Raw genomic sequence first — 20328 nt, 5'->3', positions numbered from 1 at the left:
GGATAAAAACCCAAATAATAGGAGATAAAAACATGAGTGGAAAAGAACTTCAAAATGGGCGCGGATTTGATGGCGAACCCGATGAAATTGAAGAAGTTTCCTACAATACGCCACCTAAAAGCACAACTAGCCACCCTTTTAATGGCAACAATTCCTCTAATGAAGCCAATAACTTTTCCCACAGTTTTAATGGCAACAACTCCTCTAATGAAGCCAATAACTTTTCCCACAGTTCTAACAGTTTTCAGGCAGCTAACGCTCCTAACGGCGCTGGCAGCAATGGCAAAAAGACGTTCGGCTCGACTGAGCGCGAGCCATTGAGCCGTGAGGAGGAAAGAGAACTAGCTGGACATGACGGAGAAGCCGATGAATTATTGACCTCTGAATACAGAATTAAACAGGACAACGAAGGAGCAGAAACTCATCCTGTTTCTGAGAAGCCCGAAGTTCGGACGTTTTCAGTATTAATGGGTACTGGCGCAGTTCTCGGCATCTTGGGATTCTTTTGGTTTGTCTTCTTTGCTCCTAAACCCGTCCGCCAACAAGCAAAAACGACGAACCCTAAACCGGTGCAAGTTTCTGAAGACGAGTCAGGAGAACTAAAAAGCCGACTGGCATTTCAAGATCAGCAGCGGACGCTAGAAGTTCAGCCACCTGAACCTAAAAATCGACCGACCCCTGCTCCCAAACCGACACCTGCACTAAAACCAGCACCAGCCCCTAGAAGGTCTGAACCCCCAAGGCCGGTTCAAAACTTTAATCCGCCACCGCCAAGGACAGTACAGACCATTCCTCAGCCACAGCCGCCTGCACCGCGCCCTTATCCTACGCCATTACCGCGCCCTGTCCCGCCGCCCGCACCATTGGCACTTCGACCTGTGCCACCACCAGAAAAAGTAGACCCTTACGAGCGCTGGGCCCAATTAGCTTCTCTGGGGCAAAGCAGAGGTCAAGAAATTAAAGAGCTAAATGGTCAAGGTATTGCTGCCAGTTCCGCAACTTTTCCGAACGCGATCGCGCCGGGGATGACAGCGGCAAACTACCCTGCCGTGCAACCAGCAATGCCAGTAACCACACCACCCCCCAACACAGTAGCAATTGCGCCAACAGCAGCACAGACACCACTCCCCAGCACAGTAGCAATTGCACCAGTACCATTGCCCCAACAGCAGCCGGTACCGCCGATTTCTCAAAACCCGCAGCCAGTGCTAGTCAGTTCGCCAAAAAGCCCACAATCGGCTGCACCAATGCAAGAGATACCCGCGATCGCTATTAACAATGCTGGCTCGACTGCATCAATGGCAGAGGGAGAAATACCAGCGATCGCTACTAACAATGCTGGCTTGGCTGTCAGCGCCAGTGGCATGAGTCCTGGTGAAGCTGGAATCCTCAACCGCACGACCGCCGAAAACAGCACAACAATTAAAGAGATAGCCATTGGCTCATCTGCTCAAGCCAAGGTAATCGTGCCGATGATTTGGGACGAAGCGGGTCAAAGCCCGACAGCCGGAAGGTTTGCCGTCCAATTGACCGAGGACATAATGGCAACTGACGGGGCGATCGCCTTACCATCTGGCACCGTCTTAATCACTCAAGTAGAAAATGTCACGCGCCCAAATCGACTGGTTTCTCAAAGCGTAGTAGCGCTTGTTTACCCCGATGCTGCTGGCCGCATCCAACAAGTACCCATTCCTCCCGGAAACTTAATCGTTCGCGGAAGCGATAACCAACCTCTCATTGCCGACAGTTTATTTGACAGAGGTTCTGAAATAGCCAAGGCTGATATTTTAGTAGGAATTCTTGGCAGCTTGGGGCGGGTAGGAGAAATAATTAATCGGCCCGCCCAAGAAACTTTCAGCCAGCAAAGCGGCTTTTTGGGCAATACGGCTGTTAAAACCACAACCTCACCTAAACCTAACATCCTAGCCGCCGCTTTAGAAGGATTCTTTACACCTACGGCCCAACGGCTGCGAGAAAGATCGGATCGCAACGCCCAAGAACTTTTAAAGCAAGGAAACGTAGCGATCGTACCAGAAGGAACTCAAGTTTCAGTATTTGTCAATGCCTTTGTCACAGTGCAAAGATAACGGAGGTAAAATAACCATGAACAAACTCACTCGAAAAATTCGTTTGGCTTTACTTTCTCCTGCCTTAATAATTGCCACTGTATTCAGTACAGTTAATATTGGGCAAGCTCAAACATCGGCGCTAAGAATTGTCGGAAGAGATGCAGCAATCAATACAACTACCAACCTTCAAGTATGGTCTGGTCGTTCCAGCGTTATTGATTTTAGCCAGACTGGTGAAGTCATTATTTACATCCGGTTAGCAGATCCTTCCAGGGCCGTGTTTAACACTGATGCTGAATTAAAAACTAACCAAGCTAGAACAATATTTCTCCAACCGATTCAACCCTTACAATTCCCTGGCGCTACCACAGCCAACATTACTAACCTGTTCGTTAAAACTCGCTCTCCAGAAGGAATTGAGCGCCTTTATACCTTTAATGTCGTTCACCAGAATGGGCAACCTACTAATAATGGCATTGCTATCTCTACGGTAGTGCCTGGCCTAGAGCCCAGCGTAACTTTAGCAGACAATCGAACGGCGGCGCTCAGTGACATCGAACGGGGATTAGATATTGCCATCCTTCGAGGTTACACGCCTCCCAATGACCCCGTTGTTTTCAAAGTTCGAGAGTTCATCTCTCTAGCTCGAAATGGCACAGCTATTGCTAAAGCTGCTGAGAGAACTAATCTATCAATGTCTGTTGTTATTTCACTAGGGCAGCTAGGGTTGAGCCGCGAACCTTTGTATGAAATTCCAAAAACGCCATCTCATAAGCTCCCCCTTTAACTCGAAAGCCAGGAAATCAAACCCGTTTACTCAACCAAAAGACACTCTAAACACACGCCCAGCTTGGTTACAGAGGATTCAATAACTTTTATAGCAACCGCCTTGACGGTTATGACGTTCTGATTTCCACCAAACCATTCGGCTGAGCCATTCGGCAAAGCTCAGGGAGCGCGCGGACGGTGAGCTTGCGTTGCCCTGAGCGTTCGACTGAGCGTGGTTCGGCTGAACGCTCACCGTCGAAGTCTTGCCGAAGGGTCGAACTGCACGGCGAAGCCCTTGATTCTATTCCCTTCTTCCCCTAGCCCCTAGCTATACTTCCGCGCCTACCGTCGCGGAGCGGCTAAAACTGAACTAACAATCCCCCACCCGGCCTACAAACAAAGCGACCTACTGAAACCACTTTCCGCAGAGAGCGCTAATTGTAATGACTAAAAGCTCACCCGCCACTATCCCACTTGCATTGGTTACGGGAATTACGGGCGATCGCGTTATAGCGTAAAAACACAACTTTTCGCTCTCCTGAAACAGATCGATCTCCTCGTACAGCAGGTGTAATCCGCTGAACTAATTCTCAAATCAGGTTTATTTCTCCTCAGTTAATCATCCAAAAGGATGAAGTTAATTCTCCGTTTTTTCAGCCAATCTAGCCATGCTGCATCATGTTGTCAACTGTTGCAATCTAAAAAGGTTAGCAATGCTTACCGCGAAAATTTGATCGGGAGTTTTCTGTTAATATGACTATCCAAACTATCAACGATGTACTATTTCCCCCTTTCCTTTTTACCACTCTCTTTTGCTTAACCTCAGTATTCCTGCACAAACCTGAAGCAGCCCAAGAAGAACTCACAGACAATCGAACCCCAGTAAATGTGGCAACAGTCGCAACACCATCCAGTGATAACGATAGCGAGGTAAATGGATCAACAGTTGAAATTGAGAAACCAGCCACCTCCCATCGCGCTAGCCATCAGAACACAGGCAAAAAAACACCAAACAAACCAGTACAACCAATTGATTTTGCCGCAGCAAGCACAACCTCAGTTCCTGCCGTTAATACTTCACTAATTTCACTTAGGCAAGCTCGCAAAATTGCTAGCGCTATCAAGGCTGCTGCACCAGAACTAGGGTTCAAGCAAAAAGTTAACGGCTCTGATTCCTCTATTGAATGGTTGCAGGCTCAAATCAAAAATCGCCTGGAAAATCATCCTCTAATTGTGATACCTATCATCCTCAAGCTTGCTCCCAAAGCAGTGATTGCAGATACCCTGCCATTTGCTACTTCCGAACTCGGTGAAAGTGCGCGTTCAGTGTCCTAGCAGCGAACGAAAAGTTTCTCAACCAACCAGCGTACTCGTTACCCTCCGAAAATTATAACAATGCCCAAGCCTTACGAAGCCTTGGGCATTTCTTTTGACTAGAATGAGCAATTTTCCAATAAAATCCTAATTTTTTTCTTAAGGAGGGACGAAACTAGCAAAACAACTTGCAAGGTAAATCAAAAAATAGTATAATCAAATTATTACAAGCGCCACTTCTATGTGAGGGTACTGTCATGGCGGCAATTAAACCTGTTACCTTCAGAGACATAATAGACGCGATCGCCACCTTGCCCATTATCAACTTTCCTGATAATTTAAGTCAGTTGAGTAGCAATAAAAGCTCATCTAAATGCAATAAAAGGCACGGGCTGCGGCTGAGGAGGCGCAGTGCTATAAAGCATCCCATCAAGCAGTAACAGCTTTTCGACAGACTTGACAATACCTCCCTTTCGTCCAACAATAGGGGTGCTTTCATTTTGGAGGGCAAAGCCTGTGAAAGTTCAAGGTAACGGGCGTGCTAAGATTTTGACACCTGCTGAAATAACTCGGCTGTTCGACCGAGGGTTTCTTACAGCGAGAGATAGGCTTTTGTTTGCTGTGACTTTTTATTGTGCCTGTCGTATTTCTGAGGCGTTAGCTTTAACAACTCAGGATATTGTTGGTGGTATAGTGACGCTGCGGAAAGCGACAACTAAGGGTAAGTCAGCAACGCGAACGCTGCCGCTACATCCGATGTTGGCGAAGTATTTAAAGGCTTACAATCCCGATGTGGGTTTTTTGTTTCCGGGGCGAGAGGGTACGAAGCCTTTGACGCGCTCTCAGGCAGATTTGATTTTTAAAGATGCTTGTAAGCGGGTAAGAATTAAGGGGGCTTCCACTCATTCGATGAGGCGGACGGCACTGACGAATTTGAGCAATGCTGGGGTGCCATTGCGGGTGATTATGGAGATATCAGGGCACAAAAATTTGTCCTCTCTTCAGCGCTATTTGGAGGTGCAGCCCGAACAGCTCGTTAAGGCTATCGGTCTTTTGAAGTGAGACGATCGCTTTATGGTAGCTTGAACATTTGACCGCAGTCCCTACCCACAATCAAATATTATTTTTCCAATCCTGGCTAACATTTCATAGGTTTGAAAACCTAGGAGCAACTGATGGTAACTATTCACAGGTCAGGGCGTACAACAACAGAACTCACCTGCGAGGGTGAAAAACCCCCAAATAGGTTGGGGTCACATAACCTCGCCAGCGATAGCTGCGACAGTCAAGGGGGAACTTTTAACTCTGAACTTCCCGACACCCCCATTGAAACCGCAAGCACTAAGGATATGGGAACTGGAGTTACTCGGTTACTCAAGGCCAACCAGAACACAAACAGCTCTCCTCAATTCCAACAGCCACAGCCGGAAAACGATGCGAACAGTTCTGTCACTTTGCCTGAGCCAGAACTATTCTTTCAAGCCGTAGGATTAGTGCGTGGGCAATACCTCCCCAGTGCTGGGACTCCTGGACAGGGGATTCTGCTGCTAAATGACAATTTAATGACACCCACCAATTTATTAGCCTCTGCTGCCTACACGGTAGATAAACATTCTGAACTGCTAGAGTCACCTCAAGTTTGGATCGTCTATCCGCGCCCCATGCAAGAGTCTCCCAGACTCCACTTTGCCATCCGAGGAGTCAGAAATCCGCTCCCAGGGGAAGATGCAGAGGTTATTGAGCAAAGCGTAGACGGTTTTACAATCCGAGGGATAGTCTGTTACCATAAGGTCGGTTCGGATGAGTTCGCTGTCAGAGTTTACCGAAATTTCCGACCCTGGCATGAACTGGATGGGACTAAATATAAACCTTACTCCTTCACCATTGCTGGAATGCTGCCCACCTCAAGTTCTGCCTATGGACAGTTTTGGAATTTGAAGGTCAAAAGAGTCTCTGACCGATTCGTTTTAGAAGAGGCTACGTTTGTTGCTCAAGTCTTGCCCCCGAAGGAGCCAAAGAAAAAACGCTCCAAGCATCGTCAAAAGCCTTAGTGTCTGAGCCTGTTTCCAAGTGTCTGACGTTTAGCGGGTAAGGTTTGAGAGTCGCCTCTCGCCCCTCCCCTAAGAACCGTGCGTGACTATTTCTAATCACACGGCTCAAGCCCTACTTCAAGCCAGTTAACTTGGTTTTGCTATGTACCTGCTTATGACACGCTTTGTGTAAGTGCTTTAGGTTTTCTGAGTCGTCAGTTCCACCTTCAGTCACAGGTATTATGTGATGGGTTTCTATTGATTCTCCGTTAAAGAGGCTGTCACCACACACAGGACATCTCCAGTTTTGGAGTTTGGCTATGGCTTCATATTTACTGCCTTTTGCCCAATATTTCTTCCCGTAGTCAGTGGCTCGTTTTTGCCAGTATTCTCGGAGTGAGGGGTCATCAGGGCTAGAATTTCCTTTGACTTTGATGTGCCTGATTATGGGTGTACTACTGATGTCATAGAGGATATAGGATTTCTCTTTACCCTTTCTACCAGTCCCTTTGCACATGAAAGTCCCATTTTTCCCTCGGAAGCTTGCGTGGTAACGCTTTTGAACCCATTTCGCAGATTTATTGGGATGCCTACGCTTTGCCCAATACCAGAGGTAGTGCCATACACGGTTTTCTATGTATGAGAAGGTTTCTTTGCTGACTGCTCCTCTGTAGTAGTTAGCAAAACCCCTGAGAAGCGGGTTTAATTTTTTGATAACATCTTCTTGAGTGCAAGCCTTCATATTGTCTAAAGTTTCCTTTATCTTTTTGCAGAAAGCTAACACTTTTTCTTTCTGGGGCTTGATTAGAAGTTTGCCTTTGTATTGGCGTAGATTGAACCCCAGAAAGTTAAATCCGTCATCAATATGAACCACTGATGTCTTCTCAGCACTGATTTCTAGACCTCTTGAAGACAACCACTGCTTTATCAGAGTAAGCACTTGTTCCAAGGATTGTTTATCCTTTGCAGTAACAATAAAGTCATCTGCATATCTGATGATGCCTAGCTTTGGGTCGGATTTTTTTATGAATTGTTCTAACCCGTGCAGTCCGATATTGGCTAATAACGGACTTATCACACCACCTTGAGGAGTGCCTGTCTCGGTAGGGCTGTGGACACCTCTATCGGTAAACCCTGCTTTTAACCATTCTTTGATAAGCTCCCTTTTTGGGAAGGTTCCTATCATAGTCAGAATAGATTCATGGGCAACATTGTCGAAGAAACCTTTGATATCAGCATCTAAAACCCAGGTATCTTTTTGTCTGCTGTCACCACGGCGTGGCTTTTGATTAACAGCTTTTGCAACCTACGAAGTTGCTTAAACTGCCCAAGTTTTCTGGCACGGAAGATTCTTTGACGTAGGTTCCTAACAACTTTTCGGACTTGCTTCCAGTTAACCTGTGACCAGTCTGTAAGTTGTCCATCGACTCCATTTATCAGGCTTGCGCTTGACATCTAATTTCCGTCTTTGTTGCCTCAGACCTACTCACTTCATTCGACCTATTTTGAGACTCTGTAGGGTTTACCCTGTTGTATTGCTTAGTTTTCTGATGGGTGAGGATGGGTGACTATTCTGCGACGGGATTAGTGTTCTTACATTTACCAGAGTGTCAAGCCAGTAAACCAACCCGTTTACCTTTTGGTTAGAGCCTATCAGGACTAATTTGGCTCTTTGGTGAATCACGCAGTTTAATCATCACCTTAGACTATGTTCATCCTTCCTATCTCCCTCTTGCTCCTAACCGCTTAAGTCCTAGCAGTCATGGTTACTTTTGGGGCTTGCATTCCGTCTGTTTCGTTACCTACTTGGACGTAGCCAGACTCAATGAGTCCTTTCCATGAGGGTTTGGGGTAAGAATCCCAAAGGGGAGTAGGCTCCCCATACTATGCAACCAGTTCAGGTCGCGCTGACACTCCCACCGTTAAAGGGAATGGGCTTCCGTTTGGGAAAAAATCTGCGCTCGAGTACATCAGCCAGATTTTCGGCTACATCAATGATATCAATGTCAGCCAGCTAGGTTATGCTAGTTAAATTAAATGCTAAGAGCCAGGTTTCATTAACAGGAGCCTGGCCGGACCAACGAAAAAACATACATAAACATTAGCATAATTCCCAAGGAATTAGCACGCAAGGCGCATACGCTTGTCGGGTAGTTATGTAGCAATTGGTTCCGGCAACAGCATCCAGGAAAGGGCTCTAGCGTCATCAACATTAAGAGGAGTTCTATGCAGGGAAACGCATCCGGTACTAAACCCCCCGCTCGCTCGCCCGAATCCAATGACCTTCGCGACCATTGGGAAAATGATGTACTACCCAGACTGACACCAGAGATGGTGTATACAGACCCATCTCACCGCTTTCAGATTTCCAGCGATCGCTGGCGAGGGGGCAGCCCTTTCCGAGAGAGCAAGTCAGGTACTTCCTTCGCTGTCTGGCCATCTACACTGCGATTCTATGATTCCGGCATGGGATTTGCCGGAAATCCAATTTCCTATGTCCACAGCCTAAAAGTAGGGCGTTGGGAACACCCCAAAGGGAAAGATTGGGTGGAAGCTCTGCGGGCACTGTCTCACCTCGCGGGGGCCTTTGACAATTTCCCTACTCGCGAACCTTCAAGAGAGCAAATCGAGCGAGCGCAAAAGTGGGAAGAGCGCCGGAGTATCTTTTCTGCTGTCTATATCACCTGCGCCCAGCATCTGTGGAGCGATTTAGGCTCTGATGCTCTAAACCATTTAATAGAAGAGCGGGGCTTTACGGAGTCAGAGTTGCGCGATTTGGGTGTGGGCTTGTATCCAACTCTAGAAATAGTACAGGCAGCGATAACCGAGCAGCAGTTCAACATTAGCTTAGCTGAGCAATGCGGGGTGTTAACTCGTAAATGGGAGGGATACGTTGTGTTTCCGTGGCACAACCCCTACGGCGAACCTTTGACGCTGTACGGACATTGGCCTGCATCTAAAGCAGATATTCCCCTCAAGAAAAACCATGTCGGCTGGAAGAAAGAACACGACACCGCGCGCCGCGCATGGAATAAACTCTCGGAGGCTCAAAAAGTTGCACAGCCTTGGACTAATGCCCAAATTCCCAAAAAGTACGCCTGCTGGAATCCTAAAGATGAGTTGGGTTCCTGGCTGGCAACTAAAGAATCCCCTCTCTATTTTGATAGAGTTGTTAAAGCGAACCACCACGAAGCAGTGCTAGTCGAAGGTGTGACCGATGCAGCGATCGCTCAAGTTAAAGGAGACTCTCGTGTCATGGCTTGCGTAGCGGCAAGCTTGTCTGGAGAACAAGTCCAAACTCTCAAGCGGCATCGGGTGCAGCGGGTCAACGTTTGTCTCGATCCCGATAGTGCCGGAGAGAAGGGAATAATTAGCTGCATTAAGAGTTTACTTTCTGGAGGCATTGCTCCTTATGTAGCTCCGCTACTGCCTCTCGACGATCTCGGTGACGGGGACCCGGATCGGTTTATTATCTCTCGCGGTATTGAAGCGTGGCAGCAGCATACGAGTTTTGACAGTGCGACTCACGGCTTGCGGTGGATGGCCCGGTACATCGTTGCCACCGGACGTAAGGGAGCAGAGGAATTATCTGATGCCGCACGAGAGGCAATTTGGCAGGAAGCAATCCGCTTTACTAATACTGTCGATCGGCAGTGGGAAGACGCGATCGCCACTTACTTTTGGTCAGAAATAAAACTGGCTGTAGGGGCGGTGGAAATTCCAGTTCTAAAAGAATCGACAATTATAAAACGTGAATCGGTTCTAGCAACCGTTTCTCTCTTACAGGGCAGCGATAGCGGCGGCTCTCAGCGCAGCAGATCTGTTCATGGCAGTGGAGGCGATCGCTTTTTTAATGATAAAAGTTACTGTGATGGTGATGGCGGGAGTGGTGGTGGGTTTAACGATAACTACGATGGCAATGGCTTTGAGTCGCGCAATGACTGGGAGGCTCCGATGACTTGTAACGGGGAAATAGGGAAGTGGTTTCGCGATCGAGAGGGTAATGAAAAATTTAGACCACTTGCTGACTTTGATTTTATCATTACTGGGGAAATTGCGGCTCCAACAAGTTCTAATTTGGGTGGGGGGTATTCTCTTAAAATTAAGCGCTCTTTCGATCGGCGCGAAGTTGAAGTGGTGATTTTTTCCTTGGAAACAATTACGGTTAAAGAGTTTATTACTACTCTCCTCAGAAAAACCGGATTTCATTTGAATTGCCGTATGTCTCAGACTGATTTGGTGGCGCTTATTCACGCTCGTCTTGAAGAATATCACCGCAATCGGGCTGGGAAAGTCTATCGCTGCATTGATAGGTTCGGGCAGCAGTCGGACGGAACTTGGGTATTTGCTGACTGCCAATTTAAGGCAGACGGTACTGCGACTGATTCAAAAGAATCGGGGTGGATTTATAACCCTCAATTAGGAGCAGTTGACCATATTCTCTGTCCTGAAATTCAGCCGCCCAACCCTGCTGCTTTGCGAAAGTTGATTGAAGCTCAGCGTAAGTTTGCTGGCTCTTCTTTTATGTATTTCTTGCTGTGCGATGGTTATGTGGCAGCGTCGCTGCACTTTCAGGAAATTATGAGGGTGGAAAAATTCTTTCCCATTCTTAATCCTTATGGAGATCCGGGTAGTAAGAAAACTATTGCGGTTCTTTCTGCCATGTCTATGGCGGGCTGGGGAAATACGGAAAGAGGAGCTATAGCGCGATCCAGTGTCAGTATGGCTTACGAACGCCTGAAATGTCTGGGTTCGATTCCTAGTCTGTGGGATGACCCGCCGGGAAAGACGCGGATTGATAGAAATATTTTGGACGATTTTTTTCAGAGTCTTTATAATGGCTTGCCTCGGCAGGTGCGGGGTAATTCTCAGCAGCCTTTTTCGCCGATGATTCCGACTTCAAATCACAGTTTGGGGGAAACGAATCCGGCTACGAAAACTCGCATTATTCCGCTGTTCATGCCTGTGATTAATGATGGCGAACGCAGCGCTTGGGGGGAGCTATCTGAAGCTCGCGAGCAAGCTTCGGGGGCATTTGGGCAGTTAGTGGCGATCGGGTATTCGCAAGCTCTTGTGAAGGCTTTGCGCGATCGCTTGTCTCGGCACTTGCCGACTGCTCACGACCGAGTTGCTGATAATTTGGCCATTCTCGTGTTTTATACCCAGAAAGTTGCAGATTTGGCGGGGTTGGACATTGATGTGGAAAAGTGGACGATTGCCAATTTGTGTGAACCTCTGAATGAGAGTTTGACGGGACTCAACTGCGTTGCAGATTTCTTTGAGAAGTTGGAAGCGCTTGTTTCTTACGATTCTGTTGGTTCTTGGAATGTGGCAACGGTGGAAACTAGAGAGGAAGGTCGAGTGCTGGCGCTGCACTTGCCTTCGATTTGGCCGGAAGTAGAGCGGGAGTTTAATCCGGCTTACAACCGCCCGGTGCTGGAGCGGGTGTTGGTGTCTATTGGTGCGATAAAAAATAGAAGTGCTAAGTTGCACTCCAGCCGAGACTTGGTGTTGGCTTACAATCGGGCTAGGCTCACCGCACGGGAAGATGCTCAGGGAAATGCAATTCTTCCTACTCCGCCGGAACGGGTCAATAAGAAGTGCTTGCTCTTGCCTGAGAGCTTGTGCAATGCTCTCAATTTACAGTGGCTGTTGGACTTGAACGGCCCGGACAGTGATAGTCCCGGTGGGTTTGGGGGAGGGGATGGCCCTGACGATCCAGATGGCTCGCCTCCCGGCTCTAAGACAGGGGGCGGTACTGATGTTGAGTCCGATGAGGAGTGCGAGATTTCTCAACAGTTTCACTGTTCGCCAGATTTAGGAGGTTCAAGTAACCAAGTGGGGAACGGTACTAACATGAGTCTCAATATTGAGGTTACTCGCTCTGGCTCAGATGGGGTAAGGGTTTCGCACAGTGGAGAAACTGTAAGTAACCAATTTAATAAGGTGATGCCAAAAAATATTGGAGTTGGGATAACAGTGGTAACATCTGGTTCAGAAATGTCTGAAAGTTATGGCAGAAGCCATATTGGGCCATCGGGTACTTCAAGTTACTTAGAAGTTACTCGACTCGAAAGCTTGGTAACATCTGGGGAAACTGCGGCTAACAGAAAGGATTTTGCAGAAAATAGACAAGAAAGCAAAAGTCGGGAGGCGATCTCGCGAGATGGAGCAAGAACTTTTATCTACTGTTGAGACCGAATTATCTACTGTAACTCTTGTTCCTGGGGTGGTGACTTCAGGGGGCTAATTGCTAATCAGAGCACCTGTTCGTTAGCTTGAGTAATTGCTCGCGATCGCGTTGTGTACCGCATCGGGCAACTTCATACCCCGCTGGTAAATTTCTTGCAAAACAATGCACTCAAATTGAGAATTGGGGTCAGTTTGCGATCTCAGGCACTCGTATTGATGTTCGCGCGAACCGTCATGGATGTGTCGGCTGACGCTACTAGGGGTCATTTCCTCCAAGAGCGATAGAAGATATTGCTGGTGGCAAATTCAATGAGTAAATCATCAACGAAGGCAGGAATCTGGGTATAAATTTTTATTAATTCATTTCCTTCGATGACCGTTTTCGATAATAAGGCTAGTTGATAGATAGGTAAATTAGTTTCCTATTCACTTCCTTTCTGATTGGTAGTAACTCCTTGATTTTTATTTGTTAAATAATCAAGAGTTTCATCGCCAAATATCTTCTCCTGATAACGTTGTAGGATTCTCTAAAATTTCTTTTTCTCTACCCTGGCAATAAATTTCTACTTGAATGTCTCACTGGGGAAGTCAAGGCGATAAACATTGCATAGTTTCTAGGTCAAATAGCGGCTATCGCCGCTATTGGGAGTGACTTGCTGATTTTCTACTTTTCTTAAAGGCGATTTAGGGAATTTTTATGAATGAACACAATTTTACTTTATTACCGATTCCCTTACCACCAATGTTGCCCAAAATGGTAGGAGTTGTGGGTAATAGCAGATATTTTTCAACCGCTTATTGGGGCAGCAAAGCAACCTGGTTCGATGGCAGAGGATTAGGAACTTTTAGTTACTTTGGCGTATACTCACCGCTAATTGAACATCCAGCTTTAGCCATTCATTTAGAGCCATACCACCTGGGCTCTGACGATGTACCGCCAACTCAGGCAATTTTGTGCGATTGTCTGGAACAGAAAATGTACGTAGGTGACTATGCAGAAGTCGAAAAAGTTTTAGAGACTCAACACCCGCCAGTGCCCAATCTGTCACCTGAAGAATTCTCTCAATTGTCAGAACAAATTGCTCTTAATGAGGCAGAGTTTGACCTCGAACAGTTTCAGCGGTTAGGAATGTTTGAACTATTTGCTGGACACAGCGAACAGCAAAAACTAGAACTGGTGGAATTAGTACAGTGGCTCGATCGACTCGTCACGGACGACTTGCTACAACAGTATGTAGAAGCTGCTAAAAAGGGCAATTGGACAGCCATTTCAGTGCTGCAAAAATTGTCACAGCGCCTCCAAAAATCTTAGTTAACAACTACATCCGACTTGTTACAGTAGTGGAAATCCAAGCTTTTGCAACATTTCTTCCAATCGTTCGCGCCCACTTAATGCTTGCGCTACCGCTCTGAATCTCGTGCTTTGTCAAGTTATTTAACAAAAAAACTTGACGTAATAGCCTGAATTAAAGATAATGAAATAGAGGCGATTTCTGGAATTTCAGGCATGAAAACAAGTCCAATCAACACCGCCCTTTACATTCACCAGCAAATTCTGGGGCAGGGAGAAGGCTACTGGCGGCACTCAGATTTTACCGGACTACCACCCGCCGCTGTGAGCAAAACTCTATCCCGAATGGCAAAAGAGGGAGAGCTCGAGCGAGTTAGCAAGGGACTGTACTACCGACCCCGGCAAACGCGCTTTGGTCGCAGCCGCCCTTCTCAAAGTGAGATTCAAAAGTTGCCAGTGGCTCAAACTTTGCAGCCAGCAGGACTTAGCGCTGCTAACCTCTTGGGCTTCACCACTCAAAATTCGATACAAAGTGAGTTTGCTACTTCAGCGAATAGCGTTCCCCGCACCATTATTGGCTCGCGCGCCAAAGTTCACACCCGCAGGCCAGAAACCTGGAAGCATCTTTCTAACACAGAAGCAGCGTTGCTGGATTTGTTGAGGTCGAGGGCAAAGTTGAGCGAATTATCACAATCACAAACTAAGCAACGTCTGCTAGAGTGCTTCAGTGAAGGCGTGAGCTTTGAGCGCTTAGTAGCGGTAGCAGATGCCGAACCGCCCCGCGTGAGAGCCATGCTAGGCGCAATTGGTCAAGAACTCGGTAAAAGTTGCCAGTACCTCCAAAAACTCCGTCAAAGCTTAAACCCCCTTTCCAAGTTTGACTTTGGGATTTTGAGGAACCTGCGTTATGCAGAGGATTGGCAAGGAAAGTGAAACTTTGTGAATCTGCCGATTTTCGCGATGCTATCCTAGCGGCCAAAGAACACTTTGCGAACTTCGGTCTTACCGAAGCATTTATCGAAAAAGATTACTATGTCACTGAGGCGCTGCGAATTGTAGCGACTCAGTGGCCAACTCAAGTTATTTTTAAAGGTGGAACCAGTCTATCAAAAGGATGGAAACTTATCGAACGCTTCTCGGAAGATATTGACTTATTTTTAAACAAAGATGCGTTTACCCCGCGTTTAGGAGAAAGTCTAGCCGAGCGAGAGTTGAAAGCAATAGAAACTGCTGTTAGCCAACATCCGAGATTAACATTAATCCCATCTCAATCTCAATCCAAACGAGGCATCTACCGGCACAGTTATTTTATCTACCCTCAAGAAATTTCTGGGGTGGCAACAATTAGCGATCGCCTGTTTTTAGAAGTAGGAACTCGCAGCGGCACTTATCCGGTGGAAACTGTCTCGCTGTCCTCCTATCTCGCTGAATTTCTCGGCGAAATTGGCAACAGTCTTAAGGCTGAAGATGAATCGTCTTTTCCTATGACTTTGCTGCATTTCCGGCGCACTTTTGTAGAAAAACTCTTTGCCATTCATGCCAAAGTAAGGCAATACCAGCGCGAAGAAGTTTCTTTAGGATCGGCGACTCGCCATTATTATGACCTCTTTTCTTTAGCACAGACACCAGAAGTTCAGCAAATGTTAGGGAGTGGAGAATATAGCGATATTAAACAAGACTGCGATCGCCTTAGCCAGAAAGCATTCAAACAAGAATATGACCCCCCTGAAAACCTGGTATTCTCCAACAGCATTGCCCTGTTTCCCATAGGAGAATTACGCCAAGCAATCGCCAAGGAATATCAGCAGCAGTGCCAAAATCTCTGCTACGGCAATTATCCAACATGGGAGGAAATAGAAGTTTGCTTTTCTGAACTACGTAAGCAACTTTAGCTGGGGATAGTAACTTAATTCCCACTCTTCAAGCAATTAGTGTAGTAATTTGATCTAATTAATTTTGAGGTTCTCAAATTACGATATAAAGCTGCTGTATAGAACTCTCCTGACTAGGGCTAATCTCAGCCAAGCTAACCTAAGAGGCGCGAATTTGAGGGGCGAGTTTTGATTACTTCTGAATCCTCTACAGGGGTGGTTTGGTTAAATTAATGTATTCGCTGTAGACTAAGCCAATCACCATCCAAATGAGTGTTTGTAGATGCCGATGGTCTGCCCAGGGCATAGATTGACCAAACAAGGTCTGTAGTTGATGATAGAGTTAGGAGGTTCTCATTGGTTTTTGTGGTTGTGTGGTAACTTTCACAATAAACCGGAAATGCCCTTCGACTATGGGTTAAACCTCTTTTCCCTTGGAGTTTTGTCAGTCAACCAGGTGTCAACGACTGTGTATAAGTTTCACCCGTGGGCATCGCCTTTTTCCTTTTTCTGCACGTTGATACCGAACTCGATGTTTCTGGCTAAATTTATGGATCTGGTTTTCGGTCTTCCTCTTTTGCCCAGTTGGTATCCGATAAATCCAACAGCATGAAAAATATGTCTGTGCCAACTATTCAGCAACGTCTTGATAAATTACTCCTTGCTTTACAAGACTCTCGCTTACTTAACAATCGCGGGATTGGGAACGAAATTGGCTTTTATATATTTGATTATGACCCCGAACACGAGCCATTAGTGCAACAGCACGTTGCTCGTTTAAAGCTGCAACTGATAAATTCTCTCAATAGTCTTAAAGTAGGGGAGATTAACCTCTACCATGCCATTCTAGAAATCTTGCAAGGACGGGGAGTTTTGCAGAAAGCATTTGATTTGGAAGCAACTAAAGGTAGCGCAGTTCTGAGTAAAACTATTTTTCCTTTGGTGCGTCCTGCTCAGGTTGTTGAGCATATCCAGAAAAAATTGAGTGGTCAGGAGCAACTTGTGTTTTTGACAGGGGTGGGCGCGAGTTGGCCTTTGCTGCGATCGCACACCATCCTCAACAACTTACACCCAGTTCTCGATCGCACGCCACTGGTGATGTTTTTCCCCGGTTCCTACGATGGTCAAGAACTTCGCCTATTCAACACTTTTAAAGACGATAACTACTACCGAGCTTTCCCACTTATTCCCCGACAGGAGCGTTAATTATGAATATGAATATCTCTGAATTATTTCTTAAAGACATTCACCGTAATATCAATGGTGTGATTAAAGTTGGTCAACTTGACAGCGATAACATTCGCCAAGAACTTGAAGAATATGTCATCACTCACGAACTAGATAAACACTTTCGCACTTTCTACGATCGCTATACTACGGCACTAGATACCCCAACTGACAAAATGGGGGTTTGGATTTCTGGGTTCTTTGGTTCCGGTAAATCTCACTTCCTGAAAATCTTATCTTATTTGCTGGATAATCGCCCATTGGGGAACCGTCATGCTTTAGATTACTTTGACGAGTCGCGAGTTCCAGATGCAATGTTACGCGCTAGTATCACTAAAGCGGCACGGAATTCTACAGATGTAATTTTATTTAATATTGATTCTAAAGCCGATGCTAATAGTAAAAATGATAAAGAGAGTATTGTAAAAGTTTTTCAGAAAGTTTTTGACGAGCATTTAGGATATTTTGGTACAGTTCCAGCAATTGCCGAATTTGAACGCCAATTAGACCAACAAGGGAAATACGCAGCTTTCCAAAACGAATTTCAACAAGTTTCTGGACTGGACTGGAAAGAAAATCGGGATGCTTGGGGATTTTCCCAAGATGAAATTTCTACTGCTTTACAAACCGTTACCGGGATGAGTGCGGAAGCTGCTTCTCGTTTGCTTGATTTTAACGCACAGAATTATAGCTTGAGTAGCGAAAATTTTGCTCGTCTTGTTAAACAATACCTTGATAAAAAAAGCATTGACCACCGCTTAGTATTTATGGTGGATGAAGTTGGGCAATATGTAGGAGATGACAGCCACCTGATGCTAAATTTGCAAACGGTTGTTGAAGACTTAGGAATTCATTGTCAAGGACGGGCTTGGGTTGTTGTTACTTCCCAAGAAGCAATGGATGAAATTACCAAAAATCGCATCAAAGGGCAGGACTTTTCTAAAATTATCGGTCGATTTAGCCGACCTTTAAGTTTATCTTCAGCTAATACAGATGAAGTTATTAAACTGCGTCTATTGAATAAGAAAGAGGCGGCTATTCAAGGTTTAGAAGCCCTTTACCATCAAAAAGTTGCTATCTTAAAAAATCAAATTACCTTTACAGTGGACTGTGCGGAATTACCAGGATATCGTAATGCCAAAGAGTTTGTTGCTGCCTATCCTTTTATTCCTTATCAATTCAACTTGCTGCAAAAGGTTTTTACTGCAATTCGGATGATGGGGGCTGCGGGTAAACATTTAGCATCGGGAGAGCGTTCTTTATTAGATGCTTTTCAACTAGCTTCCAAAGCAGTAGCAAATCGAGAGTTAGGGGCATTAGTTCCTTTCAATACATTTTATTTAGCTGTGGAAGGGTTTTTAGATAGTGCTATTAGTCAAGTTATTGACCAAGCAGCACGAAATTCTCAACTGCAACCGTTTGATGTTGAATTACTAAAAACGCTGTTTATGATTAAGTATATTAAGGAAATTCGCGCTAACTTGGATAATTTGACGACTTTGTATTTAACTAATATTGACCAAGATAAGTTAGCATTAAAAGCGGAAGTTGAAGCGGCTCTTAACCGCTTAGAAAAACAAACGCTAATTCAGCGGGTGGGAGATGAATATAACTTCCTGACTTATGAAGAACAGGATATTGGACGAGAAATTAAAAATACCGAAATTGATCCTAACGAAGTAACAGCAGAACTGCAAAGTTTAGTTTGGGATTCTATTTTTACCGATAAGAAACTTCGTTACGACCAACGACATCAGTATTCTTTTAATCGGAAGTTAGATGAGCAACCTTACGGACAGCAAATTAGCGATTTAACGCTGCATATTATTACACCTTATGCTGATGGTTATAGCCAATTTCAAGAAGATGCTTATTGTCGTCTTAATACGAGTTCAGGGCAAGAGGTTTTAGTCAGATTACCTGATGACCAAACTTTACTAGATGAACTGACGGAACTGGTTAAAACTAATAAATATGTTCGGCGCAAAAATAGCGGCACTCTTACTACTAGCGTGCAAACGATTTTGGCTACTCGCAGTGAAGAAAATACTCGGCGAAAGGAACGTATTACTACTACTTTACAAAATTTAATTGAGCGTGCAGATGTATTCGCTTGCGGTAGCAAGGTAGAAATTAGCACTCGTGACTCGAAAAATGTTTTAACTGAAGGGTTAACTTATTTAGTTGATAATGTTTACAAGAAGCTGAATTATGTTGATAGTGGGTTTGAAACTGAAGAACAGGTAAGTATTGCTTTTACCCGCGAACATCAAGAACAAAATACTTCGGGACAGGCGTTTAATGCAGCCGCTCATAGTGAAATGTTAACTTGGTTAAATGATGAGGCAAGAACTCATCGGCAAGTGACAATTAAGGGTTTAATTGATAAATTTGCAGTTCGTCCTTATGGCTGGTCAGAGTTAGATATTCTGGGTGTAATGGCAGAAATGGTTAATCAGGGTAAGTTAGAATTGCGCTTGGCTCAAGGGACGGTAAATTCTCAAGAATTAGGGTTAGTTGCTAAATTAAGAAGTCGCAGAGGAATTAGTGAATATACTGTACGTCTCGGTGAAGTAATCAATTCTGCTAGTTTGAGAGTTGCTAAGGATTTAGCAAATGATTTATTGGAAGTTACACCCCCAAACGATCCCTTGAAGTTATTTGAAATTTACCAAAATAGCTTAAAAGTAAAACAGGCAGAATTACAAACTTGGTTAGAACAGGGACGATTAGAAGAACTGCCTTTTATTAAGTTATTAGAAACTCATTTAATTCTGGTAAAGGAGTTGATAGGTAAGGAAAGTCCAGCCGAATTTTACCATGCTGTTCGCGACCATGAAAATGATTTGGAAGATTTGATTGAAGATGGACAAAAGCTAAAATCTTTCTTCACTGTACAAGTTAAAGTATTTGAGCAAGCGAAGCAGGATTTAAAATTTTTGGAACTGGAGTTGCGTCATATTAATGATACAGAATTATTGCAGCGAGTAGAAACAGTGCGCCAAATTTTGGCAATGATAGACCCAACGGCGAAAATTCCTCAATTACCTATGTTATTGCAGCCCGTTAAAGATAACGTGCGTGAGGTTTTACAGGGACAAATTGAACAAGCAAGTTCACTTTCTGAAAATATTAAACAACAGCTTGTTGAATATGTCCAAGTTGCCTATCCTACTCAACAAATTGATTTGGAGGAGTATTTTACAGAGATTGAAGGGGCAATTTCTGTGATTAAAAATGCCACTAATATTGATTCTGTAATTGCGCGACAAAGTGAATTAGAGGGATTTGTCAATAAGTTTAAACAAAAAATTGATGCGGCGGCGGCTCAAATCATCAACAGCGCTAAAGAAAAAACAGGTTCTTATCAGGTGAATGCGGTAAAAGCTATTGTACCAGTGCGGGTGGTGAGTTATGCTGCTAAACCTGTTTTAGAAACCGCTGAGGATGTAGAATGTTATTTAGCAACGTTACGAGGAGCTTTACTAGGAGAAATTGAGCAAAACCGTCGCGTGCGTCTGGAATAAAGATTATCTCCGTTTAATAGATACATTCAATTTGGACTG

The 20328-nt window shown here is 45.1% G+C and carries 15 protein-coding genes; 12 read left to right on the top strand and 3 right to left on the bottom strand.

The genetic code is table 11. The annotated features are described in order from the left end of the window. The first annotated feature begins 32 nt into the window (after window positions 1-32). The 6 genes from PY364_RS09855 to PY364_RS09830 all read left to right on the top strand — a co-directional run bounded on the left by PY364_RS09855 (window position 33) and on the right by PY364_RS09830 (window position 6202). Window positions 33-2087, top strand: coding sequence for a hypothetical protein (locus PY364_RS09855; protein ID WP_275522169.1), 2055 nt, complete (start codon window positions 33-35; stop codon window positions 2085-2087). Between the two features lie 16 nt (window positions 2088-2103). Then, a complete protein-coding gene (locus PY364_RS09850; protein WP_275522168.1) occupies window positions 2104-2856 on the top strand; it encodes a hypothetical protein in 753 nt (250 codons plus the stop codon). A gap of 734 nt (window positions 2857-3590) precedes the next feature. Further along, complete coding sequence (locus PY364_RS09845) at window positions 3591-4172, top strand: hypothetical protein (protein ID WP_275522165.1); 582 nt, start codon at window positions 3591-3593, stop codon at window positions 4170-4172. 236 nt (window positions 4173-4408) lie between these two features. Continuing rightward, window positions 4409-4591, top strand: coding sequence for a hypothetical protein (locus PY364_RS09840; protein ID WP_275522164.1), 183 nt, complete (start codon window positions 4409-4411; stop codon window positions 4589-4591). A gap of 76 nt (window positions 4592-4667) precedes the next feature. Further along, window positions 4668-5213 (top strand): site-specific integrase, encoded by a 546-nt coding sequence (locus PY364_RS09835; RefSeq protein ID WP_275522163.1) that lies wholly within the window; start codon window positions 4668-4670, stop codon window positions 5211-5213. A gap of 113 nt (window positions 5214-5326) precedes the next feature. Further along, complete coding sequence (locus PY364_RS09830; RefSeq protein ID WP_275522161.1) at window positions 5327-6202, top strand: hypothetical protein; 876 nt, start codon at window positions 5327-5329, stop codon at window positions 6200-6202. 112 nt (window positions 6203-6314) lie between these two features. Here the strand turns inward: PY364_RS09830 and PY364_RS09825 are convergent, their stop codons facing one another. After that, on the bottom strand, window positions 6315-7412 hold the full coding sequence (locus tag PY364_RS09825; RefSeq protein WP_275522180.1) for a reverse transcriptase domain-containing protein: 1098 nt from the start codon (window positions 7410-7412) through the stop codon (window positions 6315-6317). A gap of 8 nt (window positions 7413-7420) precedes the next feature. Next, on the bottom strand, window positions 7421-7636 hold the full coding sequence (locus PY364_RS09820) for a reverse transcriptase N-terminal domain-containing protein (RefSeq protein WP_275522160.1): 216 nt from the start codon (window positions 7634-7636) through the stop codon (window positions 7421-7423). Between the two features lie 771 nt (window positions 7637-8407). Between PY364_RS09820 and PY364_RS09815 the strand changes: the two genes are divergently transcribed. Beyond that, window positions 8408-12376 carry a toprim domain-containing protein gene (locus tag PY364_RS09815; RefSeq protein WP_275522159.1) on the top strand — a complete coding sequence of 1323 codons (3969 nt, stop codon included), beginning with the start codon at window positions 8408-8410 and terminating at the stop codon, window positions 12374-12376. A gap of 78 nt (window positions 12377-12454) precedes the next feature. Here PY364_RS09815 and PY364_RS09810 read toward each other — a convergent pair whose 3' ends face one another. Beyond that, window positions 12455-12640, bottom strand: coding sequence for a hypothetical protein (locus PY364_RS09810; protein ID WP_275522158.1), 186 nt, complete (start codon window positions 12638-12640; stop codon window positions 12455-12457). Window positions 12641-13070: 430 nt separating this feature from the next. Here PY364_RS09810 and PY364_RS09805 point away from each other — a divergent pair, with 430 nt between their 5' ends. The 5 genes from PY364_RS09805 (at window position 13071) to brxC (ending at window position 20289) form a co-directional block, all read left to right on the top strand. Beyond that, window positions 13071-13685 (top strand): hypothetical protein, encoded by a 615-nt coding sequence (locus tag PY364_RS09805; RefSeq protein ID WP_275522157.1) that lies wholly within the window; start codon window positions 13071-13073, stop codon window positions 13683-13685. A gap of 195 nt (window positions 13686-13880) precedes the next feature. Continuing rightward, window positions 13881-14597 (top strand): DUF6088 family protein, encoded by a 717-nt coding sequence (locus PY364_RS09800; RefSeq protein WP_275522156.1) that lies wholly within the window; start codon window positions 13881-13883, stop codon window positions 14595-14597. Beyond that, on the top strand, window positions 14594-15556 hold the full coding sequence (locus PY364_RS09795; protein ID WP_275522154.1) for a nucleotidyl transferase AbiEii/AbiGii toxin family protein: 963 nt from the start codon (window positions 14594-14596) through the stop codon (window positions 15554-15556). Before PY364_RS09800 ends, PY364_RS09795 begins: the two co-directional genes overlap by 4 nt. Window positions 15557-16153: 597 nt before the next feature. Then, entirely contained in the window at window positions 16154-16741 is a 588-nt protein-coding gene (locus PY364_RS09790; RefSeq protein ID WP_275522153.1) for a DUF1788 domain-containing protein, read from the top strand. 2 nt (window positions 16742-16743) lie between these two features. Continuing rightward, the gene (brxC, locus tag PY364_RS09785; RefSeq protein ID WP_275522152.1) at window positions 16744-20289 is read left to right on the top strand and encodes a BREX system P-loop protein BrxC; all 3546 of its coding nucleotides are present in this window, start codon (window positions 16744-16746) and stop codon (window positions 20287-20289) included. The last annotated feature ends 39 nt before the right edge of the window (window positions 20290-20328 follow it).

Origin of the sequence: Kamptonema sp. UHCC 0994, assembly GCF_029167235.1 — a bacterium.
Taxonomy (GTDB): Bacteria; Cyanobacteriota; Cyanobacteriia; order Cyanobacteriales; family Microcoleaceae; genus Kamptonema.
Note: the sequence above shows the minus strand (reverse complement) of the source record. Positions and strands in the feature narration are given on the sequence as shown.